Annotated in this window: 1 protein-coding gene and 1 pseudogene; both read right to left on the bottom strand. The window is 59.3% G+C overall.

Going from position 1 to position 1,848, the window contains the following annotated elements:
• On the bottom strand, nucleotides 1-1,130 hold a 1,130-nt coding region (locus tag EN906_RS32695; RefSeq protein WP_164777549.1), incomplete at its 3' end, for an OmpP1/FadL family transporter.
• Nucleotides 1,131-1,488: 358 nt separating this feature from the next.
• Nucleotides 1,489-1,848 (bottom strand): annotated as a pseudogene (locus tag EN906_RS32690) (valine--tRNA ligase); the annotation flags it as partial.

Raw genomic sequence — 1,848 nt, 5'->3', positions numbered from 1 at the left:
CTGGTCAGCACCCCAACCGCGCCGGCCAGACGCACTTCGATGTTCGGCTTGGGCGTAAAGGCGACGCCGCCGCCCAGTGTCCAGGTATCGGTCTGCGAGCCATAGCCATGCGACGTGCCGCGATCCCAGGAAAGCTGGCCGGCAGCACTCCACTGATCGTTGAACTTGTGGCCAATGCCGCCGGTAACTGTCCAGCCGTCACGATACATCAGGTCCAGCGAGGTGATCTGGCCCGAATGGAGAGCATCACCAGTGACGCATGCCCCTGCGGGGGTACCTACGACGCAAATCGGAACGCTCTGCAGCAGGCTCCAATTGACCCACTTGAGCGAACCGAAGGCGAGCCAGCCTGGCGCAATGCCTGACTGCAATTTCAATTCGACTGTATCCGGCATGTATTGCGTTGAGCCGTAGATCGGAAGCACCACGCTGCCAACATGCGTCAAATCCAGCGTGCCCGAGATATTGTCGAGCTTGACCCGCGAATTGTAGACGAGGCTGGCGCGCAGTGCGATCTCGGGGATTTCATAGGCCAGGCCGGCGCGCCAGCCCCAGCCGGTCCCCTTGAGATCGACACGCCCGGTACCCTGGAAATCCGGCACCAGCGGCGATATCAGGTCCTGCTTGAAGCCATAGACTTCCTGGTAGTAGACGCCGCCGATGAAGCGAACCTGGCCTTTGCCGGCGTCCATCTTGTAGGAGCAGGTTGTGGCGTAGTTGTTGCTTTTGATGTCGGTTTCCATGTTGGACTGGGCACCGGCCCAAAGACCCGGATTTGTGTGCGCACCCCAAGGCTGGGAATAGTCGAACATACAGTCGACACCCTGGACGATCTGCGCCTTGACGCCGATCCGCGGCACCCAATAGCTCTCGCTGTCCTTCGCCGTGCTGCCCAGAGGCGTCAAATCGCCGTCGAGCGGGTTGGTGTCCACCGCATTCTTGAGCTTGCGTTGCGGCATCACATAGGTCGATTCGGCTTCGGTCGCGAACGGCGCCGGATCGAACAGCAAATCGATATCGTAACCGCCGCGCTCCAGGCCGCCGGCATGTGCCGGATTCATCGCCGTCCCGATCAAAGCCAGCGAAAAGCAGCCCGCCCCCAGCAGCGCCTTCAGTCGCAGAATAGTCATGAAATGTCCTCCCCGAATTCGAGTGCATCAAGCTAGAACCAATTCAGGTTAACGGTGCAACAACGAATTCGCGGGCGTACATGTACACATTGGCCAGGCGCATTTTCGAGGAAATGCAACCTAGTGCGGCAAAGCCGAAAAATGGTCTGTGAAGGCTGAGCGGCTCTCAAAAAACAGAGAGAACCATCCAAAAAGGCTCGAAAACAGGCCTTTTTGGGGCTCCAGGAGCCCCATTGTTACATTATGGCAACAATGGGGCTAAAACTTCCGTTTACGTCAATATTAACGCAACGGCATCCAGATTTTCGACGCGAAAAACCAGCACTTTAGAGAGGGCTAAAGTCTCGCGAATCTATCCTCAACCGGCGTCGCGAACCCTGGCCAACGCGACCGACAGCTTGTCCTGCGCATCGCGGTATTCAGCGAGCTTTTCACGCTCGGCATCGACGATCTCGGCCGGCGCGCTGGCGACGAACCTCTCGTTCGACAGCTTCTTGTGCAGCCGCGCGATCTCCTCGGTCACCTTGGCCAATTCCTTCTGCAGCCGTGCTGCCTCGGCGACAAGGTCGATCAGGCTGCCAAGCGGCAGGCAGATCGTCGCCTCGTTGAGCACGATCTGCGCCGAACCCTTGGGCGCGACATCGGCAAGCGAGATGTCGCCGACCCGCGCCAGCCGCTTGATCGCCGATTCTTCGCGGACAAGCCGTTCGCGTGTCAC

Origin of the sequence: Mesorhizobium sp. M7A.F.Ca.CA.004.06.1.1 (genome assembly GCF_003999135.1) — a bacterium.
GTDB lineage: Bacteria > Pseudomonadota > Alphaproteobacteria > Rhizobiales > Rhizobiaceae > Mesorhizobium.
Note: the sequence above shows the minus strand (reverse complement) of the source record. Positions and strands in the feature narration are given on the sequence as shown.